Raw genomic sequence first — 25,805 nt, forward strand, 5'->3', positions numbered from 1 at the left:
CCAGTCCCCAATCCCCAGTCCCCACTCCCCAGTCCCCAGTCCCCAATCCCCAATCCCCAATCCCCAATCCCCAGTCATTCTTTCCTCCAAGGCTTTTGAAATTTGTTTCATCAAGATTGCCTTCTGCCTCTCTTGCTAAATTAAAAGTTTTGCTCATATCTGCTAAATATGTAGCTTTCAGCCTGACAAGTGGGAATTTTAGGAAAAGGGCAAAGTTCCTAAAACTAAATCAGCACAGTAGCTAGCACTTGAGGTTTTGAGCAAGGAATGAAAATTAGTCAAAAATTAATTTCGGGTATTTTAGGAATAGCTACTCTCTCAGGAATTATTGGTGCGATTAGTGCCCATCAACAATTAGAGATAGCTAAGTATCTTGCTCAACAAGAGGCAGAAGAAGTTGCTGGACTACTGGGATATTTCGTAAGTCATGAGCTTGAAGACCATAAAATGCGATCGCAAAATGAGATGCTAGCCCATTTGCAAAAGCATGTTGAATCGCTACACAAGCAACGTCAGCGCGATTTGGAGATTGTAGACCGCAATAAAATCATCCAGGCAGATGTATTTACAGAAGATATCGGTACGCGATTAGATCGCGATCGCAATAATGAAGTTGGTAAAACTATTGAAGATGGTATAACAAGAACATATATTGAAACTAGTCCTGAATACCCAAATGGGATTAAATTGATTGCTGTGGCTTTTAAGACTAGCAAAAATGAAACAATTGGTGCAGTAATTTTAGAATATACACCGCTTTATCAAGCAGCACTAGCAACAGCCCATAAAAATATTCTCGTCACATCGGTCATTAGTTTGGGATGTAGCATATTTGCCTTAACAGCCGGTTATCTACTCTCCATAACCATTTCCAAACCAATTAAACAACTCCAGGAAGCTGTGATGAATCTGGCTGAAGGTAAGCTGAATACCAGAGTTAGTATTCGCTCCCACGGTGAGATTGGCGAGTTGGCTACCTCATTCAATAAAATGGCAGACGATCTACAATCTTCCAGAGATGATTTGGTCAATGCTAACGAACAATTACGAGACGAAATTACCGAGCGGCAATTCGCAGAAGCCGAACTTCAGCAAGCTTTAAAAGACCTGAAAAAAACCCAAATCCAATTGATTCAATCGGAAAAAATGTCGAGTCTGGGTCAACTAGTGGCGGGAGTTGCCCATGAAATTAATAATCCGGTTAATTTTATCTATGGCAATCTCCAACACACTGATGATTACACTCAACAATTGCTGCTGTTAATTAAGCTTTATCAAAATTATTATCCTAACCCAGAGCCAGAAATTAAAAATGCTCACGAAGAAGCAGATATTGAGTATTTAACAGAAGATTTACCTAAGATGTTAACCTCAATGAAGATAGGGGCTAAACGCATCCGAGAAATTGTTCTTAGTCTCCGAATTTTCTCTCGTTTGGATGAGGCTGAGTTCAAAACGGCTGATCTCCATGAAGGAATCGACAGTACCCTATTAATTTTGCAATACCGTTTGAAAGCACAAAATAATCGCCCTGAAATTCAAGTGGTGAAAGAATATGGTAAAATGCCTCAAATCCAGTGTTTTGCAGGGCAACTAAATCAGGTTTTTATGAACCTCTTGGCAAATGCAATCGATGCTTTAGAAGATGCTTTCCAAAAAGAACTTTGTCGAAACCCTTTGATTCGCATTTTTTCTGAACAGATAAATGAAAATGCGATCATTCGGATTACTGATAATGGAATAGGAATTCCAGAAGAAATCCAGTCGCGTTTATTTGACCCTTTTTTCACCACAAAACCAATTGGTAAGGGGACTGGTATGGGCTTATCGATCAGTTACCAGATAATTACTGACAGGCATGGTGGATCTTTACAATGTATTTCATCACCAGGACATGGTGCAGAGTTTATAATTGCAATCCCAATTCGAGTTGCAAAATCAGCACAATCATCAATTAGCGATCGCCATAAGCTAAATGACATCTAGTTTGCATATCTAAAATTTATCACAACAGAATTCAGAACTCAGGAGTCAGAATTCAGAATGGGCTAAACCTTAGCTATCCGCTAACAGAATGAATTCTGTACAAGTGGCAGATAGCGCAGTGGTAGTCAGTATTGGTACACTTACAGGTAAAAGCTACGCTTTTAGCGTCTGTCTGCGACACGCTGCGCGAACGTAGAGAGCATCGCATCTTTATTCTGAATTCTGAATTCTGTATTCTGATTCCTGTTTTATATAACTCTTGTGGGATGCGTCGAAAAACCCACCTTAATTATGCAAGTTAAAAGTCGAACAGCTTACCTATCGGTAATATCTAAAGATTTTTGATATTAGTTCTCTAGATAGATCAGAAATTTTGCAGGCAAACTTTAATATAAAGTCAGTTAAAAACAAACAAAGCAGATCCTCAAGGAAGGAGAAATTCTATGACTAACATTATTGCTTGGCTGGTTTTGGGTTTAATTGCAGGTGCATTAGCTAAGTTATTTTATCCCGGAACCCAAGGTGGTGGTATTCTCTCCACAATTATATTAGGAATCCTTGGAGCCGTATTCGGGGGTTATTTGGGTCAAGTCTTGCTCGGAAGTAGTTCAGCCGCCGCCGCATCTGTAGGAGCTTTATCTCTGGGAAGCATTTTATTTTCTGTGATTGGGGCGATGATACTGATTTTCCTTTGGGGTTTACTGACTCGTCGGGCTGTGTAATTACCTCAAATTAGCTAACAGTTTTGGGAATCACTTCTAGCTGCAATAAACCGATAAAATGACACTAGAAAAAGAGCGAATAACTATAGGGGTTTTCGCTAGGTATTCCGATGCACAATTGGTACTTCAAGAGTTAAAAGCTGCTAATTTTCCAATGCAGAAAGTTTCTGTTGTTGCACGGAATACAGAAGAAAAAAGTGATATTGCTGGTGTTGAAATTAGAGAACACACTAGCAATACATCCTCAGAAGATGCTGCTGGAGCCGTTACTGGTGCTGCTTTAGATGGTCTGACTGGCTTATTAGTCGGTTTAGTACTCTTGGTAATTCCTGGTATAGGCCCAGTCATCTTAGCTGGAGCAGAAGTAAGTGCGATCGCTACCACTTTAGCAGGTGCTTTGCCTGCTTTGTTCCTAAGTTTAGGAATTGCTGAAAAGCCAGCACAGGGTTACAGCGATCTTGTCTGCAAAGGTTACTATTTGGTGATAGTAACTGGTATAGACATAGAAATTCGCCTTGCTAAGAGAATTTTTAATCGTCGCGATCTTGAACAGTGGACGATTTGTGAGCCATACTCGACCCCGAATAGTCGCTACAAACACGCACTGGGTATTTTTTATACGCGCCAAGATGCTGAAAAAGCGCTTACTGAACTGAGAACTGCTGGCTTTCCAATGAGTCAAATATCGCTAGTTACTAAACATGCAAGTAGCCTAAATGCTATTTCGGAGGAAAATATTAGTATTTCTCAAGATAACTACACTAATTTAGGAATTTCTGATGATCTGGCCAGATATTATGAGTATCATTTAGGACTTGATCATTACCTATTGGTTCTAAAAGGTACTGATATCTACGTAGCAGGTGCGAGAGCTATTTTAGAAAGTAACAAAATTCAACATTTTACTATCTATAGCCAATCTGAACTTGATGCAACTAGAAGCGATCGTCAGGTGATTAGAAATTTATAGTAAAACGTCAAGTTAATATTAAGATCCTTGACTAAATGTCGTCATTGTGTATATTTCTGAACATTATATATCAGCCTAGTACAGCACAGCGTAAATAAAGCCACCATTTTAAACCGTTGAAAAGCCTAACTTATAAGATTTTTGACTTCCGCCTTGCGATACTAGGAATATACTTATTCCAAAATTATATACTCTTATGGGGATTGATTGGCTTTTAAAACCTTAGCTTTCCACTAAAATACTGCTGGCGATAACCAGGTTATGTTTGCTCTATATACTGATGTATAATAATATTGATATCATGTCCAATCATCAAAGCTAAGATATTTAGCATTTCTAGAAATTGCGTTTTAATGAACTTAATTTTAACTATATGGCAGCATGATTTTACTATCCTGCTTTTTTAAGCCCCAAAGTTATTTAAAGCTCATATATACGAATATTAAATGAGCAGATAATTACTTAATATCCTCCAATGGTGTTTTGATAAAATGATCTCGATATTAAATCTAAGAGGCAAGAGAGTAATCTGTAGGTAAAGTAATATCTGTTTCAAATAGTAAAATAGTAGTTTCGTAACCAATCCTACCTATATCTGGTTCTGAACCCATTTCCATTTCTACGAGATCCGACCAGTATCCAGAGTTAGGATGACATTGTATTATGGTTCCCAATCCACCGATAAATTCCACCTTTTGCCCTTTACAGAATTTAGGTCTTGCTAAGTCAATAACTGTAATCATAAAAACTACCATTTTTGAAAAAGTCTAATGTTAAATTTATAATCTAATAACAAGTGTTTAATTATCCACCACAAGATTCAATTACGACATCAGCCATTGCTTCTTTTGAAAGAAGTTATGCTATCTATTTAAAGGTTCATAAATTAAAACATCAAAATGATAGAAAAGAAAAATATTAGTTATATTTTATTTAAAATAACGTTATATATAAATATATTAAGATACAAATAATAATATTTGCAGTGTAAAAAAAATAGACATTTCCTACGAGAATGTATCCTAATATTTATTTTGGATAGTCAAAACATCATCAGAATAGTCTCAAAAACAGAAGTAACTTGAATACCTGCCGGGAATAATGTTGAACCGTTTGAAGATTGGAACCAAGATTGGAATAAGTTTTGCCTTAAGTTTGGCAACTCTGGCCACCATTGGTCTAATCTCCTACCAAAGCACCAATGAGCTAATTGAAACTTCACGTAAAGAAAGCCATACTTACCAGGTGTTAAGTCAGCTTGAAGACCTCAACTTGCAACTGACAAATGCTGAGACTGGACAACGCGGTTACATTATCACTGGCGAACAGCGCTATTTAGAACCTTATAACGCTGCTATTCAAGTAATAAATCAAAAAGTTAGGGAAATTCAAAGGTTAACGGTAGATAATCCCAACCAACAAAATCGGCTTGATATTTTGCAGCCACTACTAACCGAGAGGATGGCTGTAATGAAAAATGTCATACAGTTACGGCAAAGCCAGGGCTTAGAAGCTTCTCAGAAAGCTGTTTTGACAGACCAGGGTAAGCAACTGATGGATAATATCCAGAAAGTTATCCAGGCGATGAAAAATGAGGAGAATGCACTGCTGAAAATGCGCTCAGAGAAAGCACGAGCAGCCGCCCAGCAAACGATCGCCAGTATTGTCTATAGTATTCCCTTATTTTCTTTGCTCTTAGCTTTGATTGGATTCACCCTGACCAGACATATCTCAGCACCACTGAAGCAAGTTTCTGATTTAGCAGAAAAAATGGCAGATGGGGATTTATCGGTAAGTTTACAAAATAGCGATCGCCTGGATGAAATTGGTGTGTTGACACGCACCTTCAACCAAATGATTGTTAATCTGCGAAACACAACTCAAAGAAATGAGGAGCAAAACTGGCTAAAATCTAACTTAGCCGAATTTACCCAGATGCTCCAAGGGCAGCGAAATCTGGAAAGCGTGGCTCGGATGCTCTTGTCAAATTTAGCACCACTGGTTGGGGCCTCGCAGGGCGTTTTTTATGCGATGGACTCCATAGATGACCAGCCTGTGCTGAAGTTGTTGAGTAGTTATGCTTACAAAGAGCGGAAAAACCTCGCAAATCAGTTTCGCTTAGGTGAAGGATTGGTGGGACAATGTGCCCTAGAAAAACAAAGAATCCTCCTAACAGAAGTTCCTAATGACTATATCCGCATCAATTCTGGCTTGGGAGAAGCACCACCGCTAAATATTATTGTCTTACCTATACTATTTGAAGCAGAGGTAAATGCTGTAATTGAACTTGCCTCTTTTGGGTCTTTTAACCAGTTACACCTGACATTTCTAGAGCAATTGAGTGAAATTCTTGGTGTATTTTTAAATAATATTGCCTCACAAGTACAAACCCAGCAACTACTCGAAGAGTCTGTTGCTTTAACAGAAGAACTCCAAACCCAGCAAGAAGAACTACAGCAAAGCAATCAACGCCTAGAAGAACAGGCGCATGAGTTAGAGGAATCACAATTTCTGGTCAAGCAGTCTAACGAAGAATTACAGCAATTAAATGAGGAGCTAGAAGAAAAAGCAGAATTATTAGAAGTCCAAAATCAGGAAGTTGCCCGCAAGAATCAGGAAGTTGAAGGGGCGAGGCAGTCTTTGGAAGAAAAAGCTGAACAATTGGCATTGTCTTCCAAATATAAGTCAGAATTTCTCGCGAATATGTCCCACGAGTTACGGACACCGCTAAATAGCCTGTTAATTTTGGCAAGGCTGCTAGCAGATAACTCTCTCAACAATTTAACTGACAAACAAGTAGAATACAGCCGGACTATTTACTCAGCTGGAAATGATTTGCTGGAGTTGATTAATGACATTCTAGATTTAGCAAAAATTGAGTCGGGCACTATGTCGCTTGATATTGAGCAAATTGCTTTAGCAGATTTGGAAACATCTCTAGAGCAGACTTTCCGGCAAGTTGCCCACAATAAAGAACTCAGTTTTACTATTGAACTGGATGAGAAGTTACCCCCAACTATTTATAACGACTCCAAACGCCTGCAACAAGTTCTGAAAAATCTCCTAGCTAACGCTTTTAAGTTTACAGAACAGGGAAGCGTGAAGTTACAAATAGCCCAAGTTGATAATTCCATGATTGCTTTTGCCGTCAGCGATACAGGTATAGGTATTCCAGCCGAGAAGCAGAAGATTATTTTTGAGGCATTTCAGCAGGCAGATGGCACTACCAGCCGCAAGTATGGCGGGACTGGCTTAGGCTTATCAATCAGCCGTGAATTGGCTCAACTGTTGGGAGGGAGAATTGAAATAGTTAGCGAACCAGGGCAAGGAAGCACCTTCACCCTTTTCTTACCCAGGCGACAAGAAAAAAAGAATAGTCAAAATACGCTCACTACCCCACCCCCTGAGCCAATCACCTCTATCCGCACAGCATCGACTATCAAAGATGTGCCAATGGTGGAAACCAGAACCACATTTATAGATACCTCTTCATCCGCGAAAGTACTTACCATCCTCCCTAGCGAAATTCCAGACGATCGAGAAATAATTCAACCAGGCGATCGCACCTTGCTAATTATTGAGGATGACGATAAATTTGCCCGCATCTTACTAGATATGGCACGTCAGCAGGGCTTTAAGACTATTGTTGCTTTACACAGTAAACAAGGTCTAGCACTAGCAGAACAGTTTAAACCCAATGCAATTATGCTAGATATCCACATGCCAGAGATGGATGGCTGGACGGTGCTGGATCGTCTGAAGCATAAACCAGATACCAGACATATACCAGTACACATCCTTTCTGTAGATGAAAGACAGCAACGGGGATTAAATCTAGGAGCGATTACCTATCTACAAAAACCTGTGTCTCCAGAAGCCCTAACTCAGGTATTGACTGAGATTAAAGGCTTTATTGAGCGTCAGGTAAAAAATCTCCTGATCGTCGAAGATGACCCGGTACAAGCTCAAAGTATTATCGAACTGATTGGTAATGGCGATGTCCAGAGTACAGCAGTGGGTACGGGAGCAGAAGCCCTCTCGATTTTGCGATCGCATCACTTTGATTGTATGGTACTGGATCTCGGTCTGCCCGATATGAGCGGGTTTGCCCTCATTGAACAGATCAAGCTTGAACCCAGGCTGTTGAAACTGCCAATCATTGTGTATACAGGCAAAGAACTCAGCCGACAAGAAGAAACCCAATTGCGGGGACTAGCAGAGACAATTATCATTAAAAATGTGCGATCGCCAGAACGATTGTTAGATGAAACTGCCCTATTCTTACATCGAGTGCAAGCAAATTTGCCCCCACCAAAGCGGCAAATACTAGAGCAACTACATCAAAACGATCCGGTGCTGGCCAATCGGAAAATTTTGATTGTAGATGATGACCTGCGAAATATTTTTGCCCTGACCAGCTTTTTAGAAAGCTATCAAATGCAAGTCCTATTTGCCGAAAATGGTAGAGATGGCATAGAGGAGCTGCAAACAAATCCTGACATTAATATCGTTTTGATGGATATCATGATGCCGGAAATGGATGGTTACGAAACCACCCGTGCTATCCGCCAGCAACAACAGTTTCGCTCACTACCAATCATTGCTTTAACTGCCAAAGCCATGCCAGGCGACAAGGAAAAATGCATCGAAGCTGGAGCTTCTGACTACATCACCAAACCTGTAGATACTGAGCAACTGCTTTCACTACTGCGAGTTTGGCTGTATCGGTGAACCAGTGAATCAATTGAAGAAGCGGTCTGAGTTTGAGCAGACGCGGAGCATGTTTGGCGCGAGTATATTGCGAACGCAACGGACAGACTTTGCACTTCATTGCAGCAAAACGTACCTCAATGACTGGATAACCACGGTGATCTGTTTTAGGACACCAAGCAACATTGGGATTGCCAGCAGGACAGGTACATGATTGAGTAGCATAATTGATACGAAAGCTTAAAATACTTACGGTGTCGTTAAATTCATGGACTAGACTAGAACCACAGGGTAAGAATCGAAGGAAAATTATGATGAGCGATCGCGACTATACCTTAATCATTGACAAAAGCGGTAGTATGTCCACACCCGACCAAGTGGGTGGTAGAAGTAGATGGGAAATCGCCCAAGAGTCTACTCTCGCTTTGGCCAGAAAGGCCGAACAGTTTGACCCCGATGGCATCACCGTCTATGTGTTTTCTGGTAGATTTAAACGCTACGATGATGTCACCTCAGCCAAAGTCGCGCAGATATTTCTCGAAAACGACCCTTCTGGCACAACAAACTTAGCAGGTGTACTCCAGGATGCACTCAATAATTACTTTCAACGCAAAGCAGCCGGTAAAAGTAAGCCAAACGGAGAGACAATTTTAGTTATTACCGATGGTGAACCAGACGATCGCAAGGCTGTGTTTGAAGTAATTATTCATGCTACTCGCCAGATGGAACGTGATGAAGAATTAGGAATTTCAATCATTCAAGTAGGTTCAGATGCCCAAGCAACTAAGTTCCTCAAAGCTTTGGACGATCAGTTACAAAGTGTCGGCGCTAAATTTGATATTTGTGATACCGTCACTTTAGACGACTTAGAAGAAATGAGCCTTTTAGATGTATTAACAAACGCAATAACTGACTAATGTGCTGATCGCTCATAGTCTAGTAACTCTTTACTATTAACTGGAGAATTTAATAATGCTAGAAAATCGTGACTATACCTTGATTATTGACAAAAGCGGCAGCATGGCAACCCAAGATCAAAAGGGTGGTAGAACTAGATGGGTTGCGGCACAAGAATCTACTTTAGCTTTAGCTAGTAAGTGTGAGCAATTTGACCCCGATGGCATCACTATTTATGTATTTTCTGGTAGATTTAAACGATACGAAAATGTGACATCTAGCATAGTACCGCAAATTTTCCGAGAGAATGACCCCTCTGGTACAACTGATTTGGCAGGTGTGTTAAAACACGCAACTGATGATTATCTGCAACGTAAAGCAGCCGGTCAAACCAAGCCAAATGGTGAAACAATTTTAGTGATTACTGATGGGGAACCGGACGATCGCAAAGCAGTTATGAGAGTAATTATTGAAGCTTCTCGCCGCATCGATCGAGATGAAGAATTAGCCATTTCCTTCATTCAAGTCGGCACAGATCCACAAGCTACCCGCTTTCTCAAAGTCTTAGATGATGAACTCCAAAGTGCTGGTGCTAAGTTTGATATCTGTGACACCATTACTATGGAAGATATGGAAGATTTGAGTCTATCGGAAGTGCTACTTAATGCTATTAATGACTAGCTATACCATTTATTAGGAATTGCCAAAATGGATTCCATTGATAAGCTATTAGCTGAACTCCAAACTGAATACAAAGAAGTAAAACCACAACAGCAGAAATCAAAATCAGCCGCAGCCAAATCGTTTATTCCAGCATCGCCAAAGCCGACATCTTTTATGGATAACCTTTTGGCAGAAGTGAAAGCTGGTTTTGCCGAAGAGGATGCTGCTATTGAATTAAAAAGACAGCAAGAACTAGAACAGGAACGAATTCGACAAGAACAACTTAAAGCCAAACAATTAGAGGCTTTGAAAGTTCAAGCAAAACAATGGTTAGCTAAAGTAGATCCACTTTCGTCTGAAGGACTTTGGTTTGAAAGGTTTGCTGAAAGTTACCCCTCAAAATTAGAGGCAGCGATTGAATATTTACGAAACAACGAATAAAATAATTCGTAATTCGTAATTCGTGATTTGAAGAAATTTGCTAGCTCAAATTGAAAGTTAGCAATGATTATTTATTACTTATGCTCAATATTAATGGTGACTTGATCTAGCTAAATGTTGCACAGCCCATTCATGCATAGCATAGAGAATTGGTTGCAAACTTTCTCCTAAAGGCGTTAGAGAATATTCTACTTTGGGTGGAATTTGGGGATAAACTTCTCGATGAATAATGCCGTCTTCCTCCATTTCTCTGAGTTGCTGAGTTAGCATCTTTTGCGTAACTCCAGGTAAAGCGCGTTGCAACTCACCAAAGCGTTTTACGCCACTCATTAATTCTCTAATAATCAAAACTTTCCAGCGTCCGCCAATCACCTTTATGGTAGTTTCTACTTCACAAGTCAGCCTGAAATGGTTTTCTGCTTCAGCTTTCATAGTTTTTTAGGAATAGCCTAACTCAGGTTTGCTGGGTAGTAATACTATTTATCTGATTATTACTTGTTTTAGGTTTTCCATAACTAGTGTAGCAGTTCCGGGAATATGAAAAGTTTTTCATCAGGCTAAACCTATTGAGTTTTTGCACTTTAATAGCAGAAATCTGTCGCATCATCTTTTGAATTTTGAATTAGCTGTGGCAGTATGTCAACAGTTAACAAATATATCTTTGTATTTTGCTAGTATCATCCCACAGAGGTAATGTAGGTGAGTTTGGATGGAGAGATTAACTAAACCAGTACGATTTTGGCTTTGTGCAACTATCATAATTTGGGGTTTGATGGGCTGCGAACGCTTTATCGGTAATTCTGGAGAACCAGTTGAGCGAGTGAGTGATGGCGATACTTTAGTAGTCAAAGATACCAACGGCAAAAATTTTACTGTGCGTTTTGCTTGTGTAGATGCACCAGAAATAGCCCATACAAACAAAGAAAAACAGAGTAAACGCAGTAGCGATCGCAATCAATTTACTTGGGGTGTAAAAGCTCAAGAACGGGTGCAACAACTGGTTCAACAAGGAGGCGATCGCGTGACTTTGAATATCACCGATAGCGATCGCTATGGACGCAAAATTGCCGAAGTCCGTTTAAAAAATGGTACTTTTGTGCAACAGGTATTGTTGCAAGAAGGTTTAGCAAAAGTATATCGTCCCTATTTAAACAAATGTCCTAGCAAAGATTTAGTTCAACAAGCCGAAGCTGAGGCGAAAGAACGACGGCTTGGCATTTGGAGTGATACTAAATTTGTGAATCCTTGGGAATATCGCAGCCTATATAAAAAATAAAGTCTCCCTACTCTTCTCCCCAAGTTTGCAGTTGCAAATACACTAGTACCAACGTCGCTGCTAGTAATACCGTCGCGGCGGCTGCTGCATAACCAAAATCAAATTGAGCAAAAGCCTCTTGGTAAATGTAGTAAACTAGCAAATTAGTTGAATTCAGTGGGCCACCGCCAGTCATCACATAAACTTGCTCAAAACTCCGCAATGTAAAAATCGCGGTAGTGATGATTGCAAATATCACAGTCGGGCGCAATCCAGGTAGAGTAATATACCAAAATTGTTGCCAAGCATTTGCCCCATCCAAATCTGCTGCTTCGTAACGACTGGGCGGAATTGCTTGCAACCCTGCTAAAAAAACTACCATATTGAAACCGAGTTGTTTCCAAATACTCATTAAAATAATTACCGGCATTGCCCAAAATGTATCCCCTAGCCAAGGTATAGCTGGAATTCCAAAAAAATCTAAAAGCCCGTTAACTGGCCCTGATGTTTGAAACAGCCAGCGAAATCCCAAACCGGCTGCCACAAGTGAAATAATTGAAGGTAAAAAATAAGCACTCCGCAGAATTCCCCGCAAGGGAATGGAGCGATTTAATAGTACTGCCAATCCCAAAGAGATAACTAAGCTGGGAATGATGGTAGCGACAGTAAAATAAAAGGTGTTACCCAAAACTTGCCAGAAGTCTGGGTTGAGTAGCAAGCGCCAATAGTTTTTTAAGCCTATCCAATAAATACCTTTTAAGGTGAAACTACCAGCTGTGAAACTGAGGTAGAACAAATAAGCGATCGGCCAAATGATAAAAACGCCTAGTAAAATTAATGCTGGTGTGAGGAAAATCCAGGCTGCTACTGTATCGTTATCCAACCACGACTTAGGATATATTTTTGGCATCTATAATTTTTTCTTTTAGCTGTATGACCCTCCGCCCTGATTCTACCCTTAGCTTGGTTTCTTCTAGCATTAGCGATCGCTTGGGTAAGCTCTTGGTTCACAATTTAATCTACTCTGTTTTTTGAAAAAAAATTAGATTGTTCTGCTTCGCTACACTCAAAAAGGATGAAGAGTGCTGAATTCCGAGTTCCGTTAGCGCTAGCGGGGCGTTTAGCCCGTGCTGAGTTAAAAGACCGCCCACGTCCGCGCAGCGTCTCACAGAGAGGCGCGGGGCTTTTACCATAGTGCGAAAGTACTAAGTACTGAACTTCAAAACTCAGCACTCAGTACTCAGCACTCAGCACTCAGCACTGAGTATGGTAAAGGAAAGAAGGGTAGAGGGCAAAAGAGCTAAAGTATAAAGGGGTAAAAATTCTTCCCAGCCACGCACACCACACGAATACCAATATCGTGGTTGATGAGGTAGCGCTCTGCCCTATTGTCGAGGTCGCGGGACGCAGAACGGCAATAGATAGGATAGTCGAACCAGGAACCGCCCCGCAACATCTGATATTGATTATCATCATCTATCCATGCACTTCCATCACTAGGCGCTCCTTTATAGCTGTCATGCCAAGTATCTTCGCACCACTCCCAGACATTCCCGTGCATATCGTATAATCCAAAGGCGTTGGGTGGAAAACTTCCTACTTCTGTTGTTTCTTGACGATTTTTTCCTTTTGGTGCAGAAGCGTAGGTATAATTCCCATCATAGTTAGCTAACTCAGTTGTAATCGTCTCGCCAAAGTAAAATGGTGTCGTTGTTCCTGCACGACAGGCGTATTCCCACTCTGCTTCACTAGGTAGGCGATATTCGCGCCCAGTCTTTTGACTCAGCTTTTTGCAAAAGTCTACTGCATTATTCGAGGAAACTCGCTCTACAGGGCGTTTTTTTCCCTTGAATTTAGAGAGATTATTACCCATTATTTGCTGGTATTGTTCCTGAGTCACTTGAAACTTGCCGATAAAAAAAGTAGGCACATTTACAGGGTGCTGTGGTTCTTCATTTTTGGTTCGACCATTTTCACCGGGTGGCGAACCCATATTAAAAGAGCCTCCAAAAATCTCAACCATATCTAAAGTTATGCCATTGCCTAAGTCCTCCTTAAAAAACTTAGCTTCCTTGTTAGAATCTGGTTTAATTACCTGTCCCTTTTCATCCACCGTTACCGTTTCAAACTTAACGGAAATCTCTTCTTGCTGTCTGATTTTCTCTTGCTGTTTCCGGGAATCTGCTTCTGAAGATAGTTGAATAATAATTGCTTCAAGTGCAGATGTTTCTGCATCATTTAGTTCTAAAATTCGTTTTTTCTCTTGCTGTTTCCAGGATTCTGCTTCTGAAGATGGTTGAATAATAATTGCTTCGAGTTCAGCTATTTCCGCATCATTTAGTTCTAAAATTCGTTGAAAACGTTGAAGTTCTTCACGAGTAACGTCACTGAGAGGATATTCAAACTGCATCGATTCTCTAAACACCTCTTCATACTGCTGAAGCTTTTGCCGATGTTCCTCGATCGCCACAACAATTGGATTTTCAATTGCAGTCACATCCTCAGCAGTCAGATTCAAGGCTTGGTGACGTTGCGTTAGTTGAGAGCGTTTGAAATCACTGAGCGGATATTCTTGCTGAATACTTTCAGTAAATTCCTGCTCATATTGCCGCAAGTTTGCTTGATGCGTTTCAATCTCCGCATTAATCCGCCTCTCGATCGCACCCACATCCCCTTCACTCAACCCCAACGTCTGCCACGTTTGCTGCAACTGTTTTTGCATCACCTCATCTGGATAATGCTGGCGCTGCGTCGCCTTCACAAACGCCTGCTCGTATTGCTGGAGTTTTTGATGATAGCTTTCAATCTGTGTTGTGATTTGGGCTTCAATTGGGGCAATATCTACATCCGTTAGTCCCAAGCGCTGCTGCTGTTGGTGTAAATCATTGCGGGTTGTCTCGCTGAGAGGATATTCCTGCTGCGTGGCAGTAAAAAACAGCCGTTGGTAACCCTGGAGTTTTTGGTGATATGCTTCTACCTCAGCCGTAATCTGAGATTCGATCGCGGCAATATCCCCATTTGCAAGCTCTAATTGCTGCTGGGTTTGCCGTAAGCGATCGCGGCTTGTCGTACTAAGCGGAAACTCCTGTCGCAGTGCTGTTGTAAAAGCTTGCTGATAAGTTTGCAGATTTAGCTGATGTGTTTTAAACCGTGCAGTCACTAGTGCCTCAATCGGCATCGTGTCCTCATTCCGCAGCCCCAAAATTTGCTGGAGATTTTGCAAATCGAGGCGATCGCCATCTGTAATCGTTTCGTCTCGCTCCAGTAGCTCGGTGAATACCTGCTGATACTGCTGGAGTTTTTCACGGAACTCCTTGCGGTACGGTTCTAATACCTCATCTTCGATCGCCTTCGCTTCAGTTGTCTCCAATCCCAAGCGAGTCATCTGATAATCTAATGTCCGACGTCCAACAAGGGAAATTTCGCCTCGATGAATAAATCGCATTACCTCTTTACGGTATTGCTGTCTAGGATCGCCCGGAGCCACCTTTGTCAGTCGAATTTTAAAGCCTTCTCGACTTGCATAGATTTCCGGCTTCATCGCCGGCTGAAGTTCTTGCACCTTCTGACTGGCATATTCATGGAGTTCATCAATGGAGATAAACTCATCGCGATCGCGATCGGCTTCTCCCGACTTAATACCTTCAATCAAAAAACGAGTGTAAATCGATAAATCTTGCCCCACTTGCTCAAAGGAATATTGAGTCGAAGTAGAAGAAGTCAACACGACTCGTCCTTCACCACCCAACTGCTGCCGGATGTCAATCGTGCCGTCATCTTTGGCAGACATTCCCTCAGCAAACGCGCCACTAAAGCAGCTATCCAGGATCACCACCTGCCGACGGGAGCGGCTTTCGCTCATGCGATCGTGAATAAAATTGGCAGACACCGATGTTGAGCGAATCAATTCGCCCTGCTGTGTCTTCCTGGTGTTGCGAGTCGCTAGATACAGCCTACCGCGATCGTCTTTGATGCCGTGTCCTGAAAAGTACAGCAGCAGCAAATCATCCTTGTGCCGTCCAGAGAATAGCGTTTCGATCGCCATTTCTACAACTTGTCGCTCAGGATTTTTTAGCAGGGTAATATCTGATGTAGCAAATTCGCCTATCTGTGGATGCAGCAGTAACTCATATACTGCATCCACATCTCTGACCGCACTGGGCAACGGATTCAGCCCAGGCTCATATTCACTGACCCCAATCAGCAACGCTACCTTCACCATTTAACCTACCTATGCTGCGATCAAATTCGATACGCTTTCATCTCTGTACTGTTTCCTTTATAGCAAGTTTTAGAGTATCACCTCTATCAACCCGACTCAACGCGAATGTAGAAATCATCAGGATAAACTACTTCTTGTGGGGTGGGCGTCTCGCCCGCCCCACAAGATTGGGTAATTTATTTCTTGGAAGTCCCTAAAAAGAGAAAATTTTCTTTCTGTTCGATGCTGTGGAATAGCTGAACTTCTAAGGCGATCGCTTGGGTAAGCTTTTGGTTCATAATTATCTCTACTTGGAGTCTTTACTTAAACATCGCTATTTTTCTGCAAACTCAAACCAATCCCAAATGCAATTTCAACGCCGAATCAATTAGTACCATCATCTCTTCGTTTAAACTATTTAATACTTCACCTGTAATTCGTTGCTTAGAAATTGTTCGTACTTGCTGCGCCTGTACTTTAGAAGGTTTTGTTAAACCACTAATCTCTGGATTAAGCAAAACTTCAAAGGGATAAACACGGCTGACATTAGAAGTAAGCGGTAAAATTGTCACAGTGGTAGCAGCACTATTACTGATATCATTACTGACAATTAGCACTGGACGACGTTTACCCATTTCTGAACCCATCACCGGACTAAGATTTGCGTAATAAATATCACCACGTTTCATCTGTTAAACCATCTGCTACTGTCACATCCCAATCGTTATCAATTTCAGCAGACGCTTCTCGGTAAGCTGCCTCTAATTCTCGGTTTCGCAGCAATTCTAATGCTTCTTCAATTACTTGAGAACGAGATTTACATCCTTTATTGCGCTTGTAATTTTCGACAAACTCCACTAAAGACGGTGGCAAGGAAATAGAGAGTTTTTCTACATTCATCTTCCTACCAATTAGTAGCAAAAATAATTACTACTAATATTCTAGCTTAATCTCGTAGCCCAGCAGGTGCGTTTGGCTAAGTGGCTGTAACTACAATTTGTCGTTACAATCAGGTAAGCGTAGCTGTGTTTCGGTAATGCAGTTTGAATGGGATGAAGCAAAACGCTTTACAAATCTTGGCAAGCACGGAATCGATTTTATCGATATCCCAGCAGTATTTGATGGAGACACGGTGACGGTTGAAGATGACCGCTACAGCTACGGAGAGCAGCGTTTCGTCACCTTTGGCTTGTTGCAGGGGCGAGTCGTTGCTATTGTCCATACAGAGCGTGATGATTTAACGCGCATTATTTCTGCAAGAAAGGCAACCAAATATGAGCAACGAATCTATTTCGAGCAATTCTCAGACTGATTGGCAACGACTTGATGCTATGAGCGATGAAGATATTGATTTATCAGATTGCCCAGAAATTACACCAGAACTGTTTGCCAAGGCTACAGTTCGACGGGGTTTACCTGCGGCAAAAAATAAAGCACAGGTGACGTTACGCATTGACAGCGATGTATTAGAGTGGTTTAAGTCGCAAGGACGGGGTTATCAAACGCAGATCAATACTTTACTCCGAGCATATATGAAAGCTCATCGATAGTCATTAAAACGATGCTGTGGAATAGTTGAACTTCTAAGGCGATCGCTTGAGATGGGATTCTATTAACATTATATTTCTCCTCTGCTCATAGAACTATGGTTTATACAAAACCCAACCTCGTGATTTAATCAATCGATTCTCCGATTGTATATTGCCATAACTTAGGAGTTCATGCTGTGCTGATGTTCCACACCCCCAAACTCTTTCTGGATATGGTTTTTGTTCTCCAACACATAATCCTTTCCATCCCTGATATATTGTTGTAGCACCAATTGATACTGACACACTAGAACTATTTACTGTTCTATCTTTGAATTTTTCAAATAAAGAATTCAGCGAATCCATTTGCTGTGTAGTAAGAGATTTTGCTTTAGAGGGTAGTGAAAAAATCTGCGGCATATCAACTCCAATTTGACACTGAATGCGTAAACCATTCTGCTCATTCCAAATATCATAGAAGCCTTCATAGAAACCGTATTTAGTAGCATTTGCGAGAATATTAATACATTGATTATATTGACCTATTGCTAGAAAAGCTTTGGCATCTCTAGTAAGACCTTCCGCAGTTTTTCTTTGTGCTGGGAGAAACATCTCTTTCCACACCACTATTCCACTAACTAAGGCAATTAAGGAAGCAATGTAAAATACTAAATGATTATTCCTACTGGAAAATATTCTATTAGAGTCTAGATTTGAAACTAAATTTCCGCTAATTAAATTATTTTTTGGTGGTTCAGAAGAACTATCATTAGTTGTTTCTGTCATAGAACTAAGCAATGAAGGTTGATCCTTCTGAGTAATCGATTTATCTGGTTCCGATATTAATAACTCTACTGATGATGTTGGATTGTTTGTTAAATTTTGATTAGCAATTAATGGTGATTGATTAGGTTCTAAAGATTGGAAAGTTGTGATAACTTGCTGTTCAATAGAAAGAACAGTACCATTACTCAAATCTAAAACTTGCTGAAATCGTCGCAACTCTTCACGAGTAGCATCACTGAGAGGATATTCAAACTGCATCGACTCTCTAAACACCTCTTCATACTGCTGAAGCTTTTGCCGATGTTCCTCGATCGCAGCAATAATTGGATTTTCAATTGCAGTCACATCCTCAGCAGTCAGATTCAACGCTTGATGACGTTGCGTTAGTTGAGAGCGTTTGAAAGCACTGAGCGGATATTCTTGCTCAATAGCCTCTGTAAATTCCTGCTCATATTGCCGCAAGTTTGCTTGATGGGTTTCAATCTCCGCATTAATCCGCCTCTCGATCGCACTCACATCTCCTTCACTCAACCCCAACGTCTGCCACGTTTGCTGCAACTGCTTTCGCGTCACCTCATCTGGATAATGCTGGCGCTGCGTCGCCTTCACAAACGCTTGCTCGTACTGCTGGAGTTTTTGATGATAGCTTTCAATCTGGGTTGTGATTTGTGCTTCGATTGGGGCAACATCTACATCAGTCAGTTCCAAGCGCTGCTGCTGTTGGTGTAAGTCATTGCGGGTTGCTTCGCTGAGAGGATATTCCTGCTGCGTGGCAGTAGAAAACAGCCGTTGGTAGTCCTGGAGTTTCTGGTGATATGCCTCTACCTCAGCCGTAATCTGAGATTCTATCGCCGCAATATCTCCATTTTCAAGTTCTAATTGCTGCTGGGTTTGCCGTAAGCGATCGCGGCTTGCTGCACTTAGGGGAAACTCCTGTCGCAGTGCCGTTGTAAACGCTTGCTGATATGTTTGCAGGTTTTGCTGATGTGTCTTAAACCGTGCAGTCACTAGTGCCTCAATTGGCATCGTGTCCTCATTCCGCAGCCCCAAAATTTGCTGGAGATTTTGTAGATCGTGGCGATCACCATCTGTAATCGTCTCATCCCGCTCCAGTACCTCGGTGAACACTTGCTGATACTGCTGGAGTTTGTCGCGGAAATCATTGCGATAAGGTTCTAACACCTCATCTTCGATCGCCTTTGCTTCAGTTGTCTCCAATTCCAAGCGAGTCCTCAATACATCCAATGTACGACGACCAACAAAGGAAATTTCGCCTCGATGAATAAATCGCGCTACCTCTTTACGGTATCGCTGTCTGGGATCGCCCGGAGCCACCTTTGCCAATCGAATTTTAAAGCCTTCTCGAATTGCATAGATTTCCGGCTTCATCGCCGGCTGAAGTTCTCGCACCTTCTGACTGGCGTATTCATGGAGTTCATCAATGGAGATAAACTCATCGCGATCGCGATCGGCTTCTCCCGACTTGATACCTTCAATCAAAAAACGAGTATAAATTGATAAATCTTGTCCCTCTTGCTCAAAAGAATATTGTGTTGAACTAGAAGAAGTCAATACGGCTCGTCCTTCACCGCCTAACTGCTCTCGGATGTCAATCGCGCCGTCATCTTTGGCGGACATGCCCTCGGCAAACGCGCCACTAAAGCAGCTATCCAGGATAACCACTTGCCGACGAGAGCGGCTAAGACTCATACACTGTTGGATAAAGCGCGCTGCAACAGCAGTAGAACGAACTAATTCACCTTTGCTATTTTTGCGTGTTTTGCGCGTTGCCAAGTAAAGCTGTCCTAGATCATCCTTGATGCCATGCCCTGAAAAGTAAAACAACACCAAGTCATCTTTTGGGTGATTGGTAAATAGACGCTCGATCGCTTCTTCTACATCTTGTCGCTCAGGATTTTTTAGCAGGGTAATATCTGAGGCAACAAATCCACCCATGTCTGTATGCAGAAGCACCTCTCGCAACGCTTCTACATCCTTAACTGCTCCAGGAAGAGGACTCAGCCCTGGTTCATACTCACTGACCCCAATCAGCAACGCTACCTTCGCCATTTAACTCACCTATGCTGCGATCGAATCCGATATGGCTTTAATTTCTGTGCTGTCTTCTTTATACCAAGTTTTAGAATATTATTTCTATCAACCGGACTAGTTATAAGTTGAATGTGGAACAGCTTACCCTGCAATGCCAATGCATCAGGTAACAATGCCAATGCATCGGCTGACAATGCCAATGCACCGGGTAACAATGCCAATGCACCGAGTAACAATGCCAATGCATCGGTTGACAATGCCAATGCATCGGGTAACAATGCCAATGCGTCCTTTTGCATTAAACAAGCTACGCTTTTACACAAAAGTGTACTTATTATATCTTTTTGGCATCTATAATTTTTCCTCTTAGCTGTTATGACCTTCCGCCCTGATTCTACCCTGAGCTTGATTTCTCCCAGCATTAGCGATGTTTGTGAACAAATTGCCCCTTTAAAACTGGGAATTATGGCTTCTGGGAATGGCAGCAATTTTGATGTAGTTGCCCAAGCTATCCAAGATGGGCGGCTAAATGCCCAAATTCAAGTTTTAATTTACAATAATCCCTCTGCGAAGGCAGCAGTGAGAGCAGCTAATAGAGGTGTAGAAACTGTTTTATTAAATCACCGCAAGTATCAAAGCCGAGAAGAGTTTGATCGGGAAATTGTGCAGACATTGCAGCGCTACGATGTAGAGTGGGTGATTTTGGCAGGTTGGATGCGATTGTTAACATCAGTTTTCATTGATGCCTTTCCTGATAAAATTATTAATATCCATCCTAGTTTGTTACCTAGTTTCAAAGGCATTCATGCTGTAGAACAAGCCTTGGCATCTGGGGTAAAAATCACTGGTTGTACAGTGCATATAGCTTGTTTAGAAATGGACAGTGGCCCAATATTGATGCAAGCCGCAGTCCCAGTACTGCCGGATGATACAGCAGAAACGCTCCACACCAGAATTCAAATTCAGGAACATCGAATTTTACCACTGGCGATCGCTCTGGCAGCTTCTTCGTCAAAGCACAAGTAACCAAACAAAATTAATTACATAGCGATTATTCACAGAATTCTCGGTAATCTAGTTCTACTTGCTTAGAGTCGATGTGATTACGCCAATTAGATAAATCAGCAAACTTGATTCAATCATCTGCGATCGCAAAACCTTGTCTATAGCATTTCCCGACCTAGCAAGGTACACCCGTAAGGTTTCTAACCGCCCGTTTCACGTTAAGTTCACACTAATGAACACTGCCGTGCCCCTACACCTTGCAATCTAATGTTGTACCTCATCTGAATTGGAACCGCTATACCACCACTGCGTAATTGATCCCATGCTGTCATTGATTTTCATTACTTTTTTACAGAAGCGGTGAAAGTTAGTACATCCCTGGTTAGGATAAATAAGGAGAGGGATACTTCAGGGAGTAGAGGTTTGGGTGTTGTTGTGTTTAAAGAGAAGTCGGAAATCTGACATCCTCTGGGTGTAAGATTATACTAATTTGAGTAGCGAGAAACAGTTGAAATAGCGTCTTATGTCAATTATTGCGCTCAGGGCGTGGTATCTACAAGATTATGAGCCGATTCCAGAACTGGAAAAACGTCCGCCAGACATTCGCTTAAGCAAAAAAAGTCTGTTGAAATCAGCATTGCGAGCAGACTTTTTGGAAGAAAGTGACGAAGTGAAGAAATCAACTTGGTTTGGGCGCTATCTGGAAGGGGAAAATATTGAATTTTATATTGAAGGTAGTGGTGGCTATTGTGTCTCTAACATTGACTTAATTAGCCATGAAATTTATTTTACCAAGCAAGCAGTGTTGGCTCAGTTAGAACCAACGATTTTTTTATCTTCTCAAACTGAATATCCCGCAGCGACAGATGCTCTCAGAGAAGAACTGCGAAAAAGTTTGGAAAGTTTAAACTTGCGATCACGCCTTCCCCTAACATTAGTAGAATCCTCTCGTGTCAGTGGCGCACCTCTACGAATTAACCGCACAATCATGCGAAAAATCCGTAAGAGTTTGCTATTTATCGCTGACACTGCGCCCATTGCGATTATTGATGGTAAAGAAATCCCCCAATTAATTCCCAGTCCGAATGTCTGTATTGAAATTGGCTATGCCATCCAAAGTAAGCGTTCTGAACAGATTTTATTAGCGCAGATGGAACGCCCAGACTTTGAAGGGCAATTTTCTTTCGACTTACCCACACAGCAAATTTTGCAATTCCAAGACACCACAGAACTGAATAAAATCCTTACAGGAACCATTGAAAATCAGCTAGCACGATTCAAATTATTTGTTTGAAGCTAGATAATATTACTTATGCATTGACAATAAACATCAAATATGTAATATCATGTCTGGTTAAACACTTGTGATTGCTTCACTTCGTTGCGCTCGCAAGGACATGATATAAAAGGTCAAAAACCATATTTGTCGTAGGGACAATTCATGAATTGCCCCTACAACGCGATCTATTGACCCCTACCCCTGCTCCCCCTGCCCCCCTGCCTCTTCTTCAATCCCTCAAAGACTTCCGTGTATACCGTAGCCTTTCAGGAGAGAGTTTTTCCAGATACCGTGAAAAGTCAGAACTGCGATCGCAGTTAGGGGAAATTGCCCCCGAATTGTTCGGTTCTACCACTGTTATCAGTACACAAATAGCTATAACCTCTTAGGTAGTAGTGAAATTTCTACCCTAGACGCTGTTAGTCGCTCTTGAATTAAGGGGTGAAAACCTGTGTACAAATGGATATTGCCAAGCCTGAGCGAAATCTTGGCTGAAAATCAATCAAGTGTGGCCGAATCTTCACCTGCTAAAGCAGAGCAGCAATGGCGTGTCAGCCTCGCAGCGACAGAACATTTGCTATTAAATACTTTAGCATCTGATTCAGTTGATACAATCCAAGGATTAGTTTTAGCTGCACCAGCACCCTTATTTAGTCAACCAAAACTGATTCAAAGTTTACAAACAGTAACTTTTACGGCAAAACCATTTAATCCCTTGGCACTGATGCCATTTCAGATGCCAGGTGTGATGTCTGCTGCGGGTTACAGCACCGCGTATGTAAATGATGAAATTGCTCCCCATGAATCGGTACTTCCCTTACTACCTGCCGATCCGCTAGGGGCAGAACAATTTTGCTTGGTTTTTACAGATAAATTTAGATTAGTACTGGTTTTAGCAACCCACAAAAACGGTAAAAAAACCTTTTCATTTTCTTTTGAACCAGAAGTAGTGCAACAGGCTTGGCGATCGCTAGGGGCACGAGTAATGCTGGCTAATCCAGAATTTTTCGCCCGCTTGGACGCATTAGTAGAACAGTATTCCCCGGTAGCACCAGACTACCGCATCATAATTCAGTTTAGCCAGTTGTTGCTTCAGAAATTCACAGAACCAGAAGAAACTAGGGACTCTTTACTAGGGACTGGGGATAAGTTGGACAAGGAGAATAACCAATCCCCATTACCCCTTATCCCCAGAGGGGGCCCCACCATCCCCAATCCCCAATCCCCAAATCCTGATGTAGAATTGCTCCAAGCCTTCGCTCACGAAGTTCGCACACCTTTAACAACTATTCGCACCATGACTCGTCTATTGTTGAAGCGGCGAGACTTAGATGTTAGTGTGATCAATCGCTTAAAAATTATCGATCACGAATGTACTGAACAAATTGACCGCATGGAATTGCTGTTTAAGGCAGCAGAACTGGAAACTACTACCTCATCAAAATCATCAAAAACTCAACTCACGCCGATGTCTTTAGATCAAGTATTGCAGCAGAGTATTCCCCGTTGGGAACAAGCAGCACATCGGCGGAACTTAACTTTAAATGTTGTTTTACCTCAGCAACTACCAACAGTGGTGAGCAATCCCACCATGTTGGATCAGGTACTCACTGGTTTGATGGAAAATTTTACTCGCAGTTTACCTGCTGGCAGCCATATTCAAGTACAAGTTATCCCAGCTGGAGATCAACTGAAGTTACAATTATCGCCCCAATTCGGCTGCAAAGATTCAAATAAAGCTGCCACACCTGCAAGGCCACCAATTCGTAAAGCTCTGGGTCAATTGCTGATGTTTCAACCAGAAACAGGTACGATTAGTTTAAATATCGCCGCAACCAAGCATTTGTTTCAGGCGATCGGTGGCAAACTGATTGTGCGTCAGCGTCCACACTACGGGGAAGTTTTGACGATTTTCCTGCCTTTAGAAGTTAGCAATAAACATAAACCAGTAGTCAGTAATTAGACATAAGGATTGGGATTACGGAGTTTATGTCATAGAAGGATAATTCTGTTACAAGTTGCGTTACCTATGTCTCACTAATAGTTAGATAGGCTTATGATCGTAATTAAATTAAGTTATTGCAAATTAGATGTTTTTTAACTTATTCATTTAAAATTTTAGAGTTGCTAAAAATTTACACTGTCCCCCAATAAAGAGGACAGTGTACGTAATTTACACCATTAGAATGACAGTCTAGCGAAACATACTACTGACTGAAGTATCTTCATGAATCCGCCAAATAGTTTCTCCTAAGAGATTAGCTACTGACAGCACCACTAGTTGGGGAAAACGATTGTTTTCTGGTATGGGAATCGTATTTGTCACAATCACTTCCTCAAATAAGCCACTGGATAATCGCTCCATCGCTGGTGGAGAGAACACCGCATGAGTTGCACAGGCATATACCTGACGCGCTCCTTCTTCACGCAGCAATCGCGCTCCTTCAGCGATCGTGCCCCCAGTATCAATCATGTCATCCACTAATACTGCTGTTTTGCCTCTAACATCGCCGATGACATTTAACACTTCTGCAACATTATGTGCCTGACGACGTTTGTCAATAATCGCCAATGGGGCATCACCCAGTTTTTTCGCAAATGCCCTAGCTCTTGCTACACCACCAACATCGGGAGAAACAACTACCAGATCGGGTAATTGTTTGCTTGCTAGATAATCCAGCAATACTGGTGAACCGTAGACATGATCAAAGGGGATATCGAAATAGCCTTGAATCTGAGCCGAGTGTAAATCCATTGCTAGAACGCGATTGGCTCCTGCTTCAGTGATCAAGTTAGCAACCAGCTTGGCGGTTATTGACTCTCGTCCTGCTGTTTTGCGATCGGCACGAGCATAGCCATAGTAGGGAATTACTGCTGTTACCTGTCGCGCAGAAGCCCGACGACAGGCGTCAACCATAATCAATAATTCCATCAAATGATCGTTTACGGGTTGACAACATGGCTGGATTAAATAGACATCACAACCGCGAATAGATTCTTGGATTTGAACGTAAAGTTCTCCATCCGCAAATCTTTTGCGAATCATTGGCCCCAAGTCCATACCCACATAACGAGCGACTTCTTGAGACAGCTGTATATTGGCAGAGCCAGAAAACAGCCGCAGACGATGATTATCGTTGAGTCCTGTTGTAGATGGTTGCACTTTGAAAGTTGCAGAACTGAGTACAGCAGATCCTCTATGTGCATTCATAGTAATATTATCATTAGAGATTTAATAGATTTAACCGAGAAACAGCCTAAAAAAACATCTGTGAGTTTTGTTAAAGCTTCCATACAAAATTTAAACAT

23 protein-coding genes are annotated in these 25,805 nt (G+C 41.7%); 13 read left to right on the forward strand and 10 right to left on the reverse strand.

Features of this window, described 5'->3' with window-relative positions; all coding sequences use genetic code 11:
* The first annotated feature begins 267 nt into the window (after positions 1 to 267).
* The 3 genes from V7L07_RS30945 to V7L07_RS30955 all read left to right on the forward strand — a co-directional run bounded on the left by V7L07_RS30945 (position 268) and on the right by V7L07_RS30955 (position 3,678).
* Positions 268 to 1,986 (forward strand): ATP-binding protein, encoded by a 1,719-nt coding sequence (locus V7L07_RS30945; RefSeq protein WP_335063210.1) that lies wholly within the window; start codon positions 268 to 270, stop codon positions 1,984 to 1,986.
* Between the two features lie 443 nt (positions 1,987 to 2,429).
* On the forward strand, positions 2,430 to 2,708 hold the full coding sequence (locus tag V7L07_RS30950; protein WP_335063212.1) for a GlsB/YeaQ/YmgE family stress response membrane protein: 279 nt from the start codon (positions 2,430 to 2,432) through the stop codon (positions 2,706 to 2,708).
* Positions 2,709 to 2,766: 58 nt separating this feature from the next.
* Positions 2,767 to 3,678, forward strand: coding sequence for a hypothetical protein (locus V7L07_RS30955; RefSeq protein WP_335063214.1), 912 nt, complete (start codon positions 2,767 to 2,769; stop codon positions 3,676 to 3,678).
* Positions 3,679 to 4,187: 509 nt separating this feature from the next.
* Here the strand turns inward: V7L07_RS30955 and V7L07_RS30960 are convergent.
* Positions 4,188 to 4,421: a hypothetical protein gene (locus tag V7L07_RS30960; protein WP_335063216.1), complete on the reverse strand. Its 234-nt coding sequence runs from the start codon at positions 4,419 to 4,421 to the stop codon at positions 4,188 to 4,190.
* Positions 4,422 to 4,779: 358 nt separating this feature from the next.
* Here V7L07_RS30960 and V7L07_RS30965 point away from each other — a divergent pair, with 358 nt between their 5' ends.
* Positions 4,780 to 8,409 carry a response regulator gene (locus tag V7L07_RS30965; protein WP_335063218.1) on the forward strand — a complete coding sequence of 1,210 codons (3,630 nt, stop codon included), beginning with the start codon at positions 4,780 to 4,782 and terminating at the stop codon, positions 8,407 to 8,409.
* Here V7L07_RS30965 and V7L07_RS33595 read toward each other — a convergent pair.
* A complete protein-coding gene (locus V7L07_RS33595) occupies positions 8,348 to 8,704 on the reverse strand; it encodes a transposase (RefSeq protein ID WP_442936101.1) in 357 nt (118 codons plus the stop codon). The genes V7L07_RS30965 and V7L07_RS33595 overlap by 62 nt on opposite strands.
* On the opposite strand from V7L07_RS33595, the gene V7L07_RS30970 reads away from it, so the two are divergent.
* Genes V7L07_RS30970 through V7L07_RS30980 form a run of 3 tightly spaced genes read left to right on the forward strand, consistent with a single transcriptional unit; the run spans position 8,700 to position 10,389 of the window.
* Complete coding sequence (locus tag V7L07_RS30970) at positions 8,700 to 9,305, forward strand: vWA domain-containing protein (RefSeq protein WP_335063220.1); 606 nt, start codon at positions 8,700 to 8,702, stop codon at positions 9,303 to 9,305. The genes V7L07_RS33595 and V7L07_RS30970 overlap by 5 nt on opposite strands.
* A 55-nt stretch (positions 9,306 to 9,360) precedes the next feature.
* A complete protein-coding gene (locus V7L07_RS30975) occupies positions 9,361 to 9,966 on the forward strand; it encodes a vWA domain-containing protein (RefSeq protein ID WP_335063221.1) in 606 nt (201 codons plus the stop codon).
* Between the two features lie 27 nt (positions 9,967 to 9,993).
* The gene (locus V7L07_RS30980; protein WP_335063223.1) at positions 9,994 to 10,389 is read left to right on the forward strand and encodes a salt stress protein, Slr1339 family; all 396 of its coding nucleotides are present in this window, start codon (positions 9,994 to 9,996) and stop codon (positions 10,387 to 10,389) included.
* 90 nt (positions 10,390 to 10,479) lie between these two features.
* Here the strand turns inward: V7L07_RS30980 and V7L07_RS30985 are convergent, their stop codons facing one another.
* The gene (locus V7L07_RS30985) at positions 10,480 to 10,821 is read right to left on the reverse strand and encodes a winged helix-turn-helix transcriptional regulator (RefSeq protein ID WP_335063224.1); all 342 of its coding nucleotides are present in this window, start codon (positions 10,819 to 10,821) and stop codon (positions 10,480 to 10,482) included.
* Positions 10,822 to 11,098: 277 nt separating this feature from the next.
* Here V7L07_RS30985 and V7L07_RS30990 point away from each other — a divergent pair, with 277 nt between their 5' ends.
* Positions 11,099 to 11,665 carry a thermonuclease family protein gene (locus V7L07_RS30990; RefSeq protein WP_335063226.1) on the forward strand — a complete coding sequence of 189 codons (567 nt, stop codon included), beginning with the start codon at positions 11,099 to 11,101 and terminating at the stop codon, positions 11,663 to 11,665.
* Positions 11,666 to 11,672: 7 nt separating this feature from the next.
* On the opposite strand, the gene V7L07_RS30995 is transcribed toward V7L07_RS30990, so the two are convergent.
* The 4 genes from V7L07_RS30995 to V7L07_RS31010 all read right to left on the reverse strand — a co-directional run bounded on the left by V7L07_RS30995 (position 11,673) and on the right by V7L07_RS31010 (position 16,745).
* Positions 11,673 to 12,554 carry a carbohydrate ABC transporter permease gene (locus V7L07_RS30995; protein WP_335063228.1) on the reverse strand — a complete coding sequence of 294 codons (882 nt, stop codon included), beginning with the start codon at positions 12,552 to 12,554 and terminating at the stop codon, positions 11,673 to 11,675.
* Positions 12,555 to 12,944: 390 nt separating this feature from the next.
* Positions 12,945 to 15,866 (reverse strand): caspase, EACC1-associated type, encoded by a 2,922-nt coding sequence (locus V7L07_RS31000; protein WP_335063230.1) that lies wholly within the window; start codon positions 15,864 to 15,866, stop codon positions 12,945 to 12,947.
* Between the two features lie 329 nt (positions 15,867 to 16,195).
* Positions 16,196 to 16,534 (reverse strand): type II toxin-antitoxin system PemK/MazF family toxin, encoded by a 339-nt coding sequence (locus V7L07_RS31005; protein ID WP_335063232.1) that lies wholly within the window; start codon positions 16,532 to 16,534, stop codon positions 16,196 to 16,198.
* Positions 16,521 to 16,745: a ribbon-helix-helix domain-containing protein gene (locus V7L07_RS31010; protein ID WP_335063234.1), complete on the reverse strand. Its 225-nt coding sequence runs from the start codon at positions 16,743 to 16,745 to the stop codon at positions 16,521 to 16,523. The genes V7L07_RS31005 and V7L07_RS31010 overlap by 14 nt, the downstream gene beginning before the upstream one ends.
* A gap of 97 nt (positions 16,746 to 16,842) precedes the next feature.
* Here V7L07_RS31010 and V7L07_RS31015 point away from each other — a divergent pair, with 97 nt between their 5' ends.
* Positions 16,843 to 17,157, forward strand: coding sequence for a BrnT family toxin (locus V7L07_RS31015; protein WP_335063236.1), 315 nt, complete (start codon positions 16,843 to 16,845; stop codon positions 17,155 to 17,157).
* Positions 17,120 to 17,395, forward strand: coding sequence for a BrnA antitoxin family protein (locus V7L07_RS31020; protein ID WP_335063238.1), 276 nt, complete (start codon positions 17,120 to 17,122; stop codon positions 17,393 to 17,395). The genes V7L07_RS31015 and V7L07_RS31020 overlap by 38 nt, the downstream gene beginning before the upstream one ends.
* Positions 17,396 to 17,488: 93 nt before the next feature.
* On the opposite strand, the gene V7L07_RS31025 is transcribed toward V7L07_RS31020, so the two are convergent.
* Together V7L07_RS31025 and V7L07_RS31030 are read right to left on the reverse strand one after the other, a co-directional pair.
* The gene (locus tag V7L07_RS31025; protein WP_335063239.1) at positions 17,489 to 20,230 is read right to left on the reverse strand and encodes a caspase, EACC1-associated type; all 2,742 of its coding nucleotides are present in this window, start codon (positions 20,228 to 20,230) and stop codon (positions 17,489 to 17,491) included.
* Positions 20,231 to 20,235: 5 nt separating this feature from the next.
* Positions 20,236 to 20,511 (reverse strand): hypothetical protein, encoded by a 276-nt coding sequence (locus tag V7L07_RS31030; protein ID WP_335063241.1) that lies wholly within the window; start codon positions 20,509 to 20,511, stop codon positions 20,236 to 20,238.
* A 76-nt stretch (positions 20,512 to 20,587) separates the two neighbouring features.
* Here V7L07_RS31030 and purN point away from each other — a divergent pair, with 76 nt between their 5' ends.
* The 3 genes from purN to V7L07_RS31045 all read left to right on the forward strand — a co-directional run bounded on the left by purN (position 20,588) and on the right by V7L07_RS31045 (position 24,459).
* A complete protein-coding gene (gene purN / locus V7L07_RS31035) occupies positions 20,588 to 21,238 on the forward strand; it encodes a phosphoribosylglycinamide formyltransferase (RefSeq protein ID WP_335063242.1) in 651 nt (216 codons plus the stop codon).
* 502 nt (positions 21,239 to 21,740) lie between these two features.
* A complete protein-coding gene (locus V7L07_RS31040) occupies positions 21,741 to 22,511 on the forward strand; it encodes a hypothetical protein (RefSeq protein WP_335063244.1) in 771 nt (256 codons plus the stop codon).
* A gap of 436 nt (positions 22,512 to 22,947) precedes the next feature.
* Entirely contained in the window at positions 22,948 to 24,459 is a 1,512-nt protein-coding gene (locus V7L07_RS31045; protein ID WP_335063245.1) for a sensor histidine kinase, read from the forward strand.
* Between the two features lie 231 nt (positions 24,460 to 24,690).
* On the opposite strand, the gene V7L07_RS31050 is transcribed toward V7L07_RS31045, so the two are convergent.
* Positions 24,691 to 25,707: a ribose-phosphate pyrophosphokinase gene (locus tag V7L07_RS31050; protein ID WP_335063247.1), complete on the reverse strand. Its 1,017-nt coding sequence runs from the start codon at positions 25,705 to 25,707 to the stop codon at positions 24,691 to 24,693.
* Positions 25,708 to 25,805: the final 98 nt, after the last annotated feature.

The sequence above is a fragment of the Nostoc sp. genome, from assembly GCF_036916985.1.
Classification (GTDB): Bacteria; Cyanobacteriota; Cyanobacteriia; order Cyanobacteriales; family Nostocaceae; genus Nostoc.

Excerpts from the sequence above, each read along its gene's own strand:
- V7L07_RS30950 (WP_335063212.1), top strand. The coding sequence starts at position 2,430 with ATGACTAACATTATTGCTTGGCTGGTTTTGGGTTTAATTGCAGGTGCA.
- V7L07_RS31005 (WP_335063232.1), bottom strand. The coding sequence starts at position 16,534 with ATGAAACGTGGTGATATTTATTACGCAAATCTTAGTCCGGTGATGGGT.
- V7L07_RS31050 (WP_335063247.1), bottom strand. The coding sequence starts at position 25,707 with ATGAATGCACATAGAGGATCTGCTGTACTCAGTTCTGCAACTTTCAAA.
- V7L07_RS31030 (WP_335063241.1), bottom strand. The coding sequence starts at position 20,511 with ATGCAAAAGGACGCATTGGCATTGTTACCCGATGCATTGGCATTGTCA.
- V7L07_RS30975 (WP_335063221.1), top strand. The coding sequence starts at position 9,361 with ATGCTAGAAAATCGTGACTATACCTTGATTATTGACAAAAGCGGCAGC.
- V7L07_RS31020 (WP_335063238.1), top strand. The coding sequence starts at position 17,120 with ATGAGCAACGAATCTATTTCGAGCAATTCTCAGACTGATTGGCAACGA.
- V7L07_RS30960 (WP_335063216.1), bottom strand. The coding sequence starts at position 4,421 with ATGATTACAGTTATTGACTTAGCAAGACCTAAATTCTGTAAAGGGCAA.
- V7L07_RS30955 (WP_335063214.1), top strand. The coding sequence starts at position 2,767 with ATGACACTAGAAAAAGAGCGAATAACTATAGGGGTTTTCGCTAGGTAT.
- V7L07_RS30995 (WP_335063228.1), bottom strand. The coding sequence starts at position 12,554 with ATGCCAAAAATATATCCTAAGTCGTGGTTGGATAACGATACAGTAGCA.
- V7L07_RS31040 (WP_335063244.1), top strand. The coding sequence starts at position 21,741 with ATGTCAATTATTGCGCTCAGGGCGTGGTATCTACAAGATTATGAGCCG.
- V7L07_RS31000 (WP_335063230.1), bottom strand. The coding sequence starts at position 15,866 with ATGGTGAAGGTAGCGTTGCTGATTGGGGTCAGTGAATATGAGCCTGGG.
- purN (WP_335063242.1), top strand. The coding sequence starts at position 20,588 with ATGACCTTCCGCCCTGATTCTACCCTGAGCTTGATTTCTCCCAGCATT.
- V7L07_RS30990 (WP_335063226.1), top strand. The coding sequence starts at position 11,099 with ATGGAGAGATTAACTAAACCAGTACGATTTTGGCTTTGTGCAACTATC.
- V7L07_RS30970 (WP_335063220.1), top strand. The coding sequence starts at position 8,700 with ATGATGAGCGATCGCGACTATACCTTAATCATTGACAAAAGCGGTAGT.
- V7L07_RS30985 (WP_335063224.1), bottom strand. The coding sequence starts at position 10,821 with ATGAAAGCTGAAGCAGAAAACCATTTCAGGCTGACTTGTGAAGTAGAA.
- V7L07_RS31025 (WP_335063239.1), bottom strand. The coding sequence starts at position 20,230 with ATGGCGAAGGTAGCGTTGCTGATTGGGGTCAGTGAGTATGAACCAGGG.
- V7L07_RS31010 (WP_335063234.1), bottom strand. The coding sequence starts at position 16,745 with ATGAATGTAGAAAAACTCTCTATTTCCTTGCCACCGTCTTTAGTGGAG.
- V7L07_RS30965 (WP_335063218.1), top strand. The coding sequence starts at position 4,780 with ATGTTGAACCGTTTGAAGATTGGAACCAAGATTGGAATAAGTTTTGCC.
- V7L07_RS30945 (WP_335063210.1), top strand. The coding sequence starts at position 268 with ATGAAAATTAGTCAAAAATTAATTTCGGGTATTTTAGGAATAGCTACT.
- V7L07_RS30980 (WP_335063223.1), top strand. The coding sequence starts at position 9,994 with ATGGATTCCATTGATAAGCTATTAGCTGAACTCCAAACTGAATACAAA.